This is a genomic window from Acidovorax sp. SRB_24, from assembly GCF_012931925.1.
In genome coordinates this window covers 1-296 of record NZ_MWOM01000317.1, presented here as the reverse complement: position 1 = coordinate 296, position 296 = coordinate 1, and the positions used below count along the sequence as shown (strand labels likewise).

1 pseudogene is annotated in these 296 nt (G+C 72.3%); it reads left to right on the top strand.

The annotated features are described in order from the left end of the window. Positions 1–296: pseudogene (locus B2J89_RS23395) on the top strand (tetratricopeptide repeat protein); the annotation flags it as partial.

Below are 296 nucleotides of genomic sequence, written 5' to 3'. Positions count from 1 at the left end.
GCATGGCCGACACCATCGAGCAGTGGTTCAGCTGGCAGGACGACGTCTATTCGCGCTTTCCGGGCGTGCAGCAGCGCCCGCAGGCCACGCACTGGGCCGCGTCGCTGTGGCCCGGGCCGATGCGCCCCAGCGGGCGCATGCTGCACCAGATCTCGCGCCTGGCCCAGGCGCTGCAGCACCCGGGCCTAGAAGGTCTCGTGCCACTGCCGCCGGTGTTCGGCGGCTGCACGCAGCCGCTGTCTGCCGCCGACGAGGCGGCCGCCACCGCGCTGTACTGGTCGGTGATCCAGCAGGAC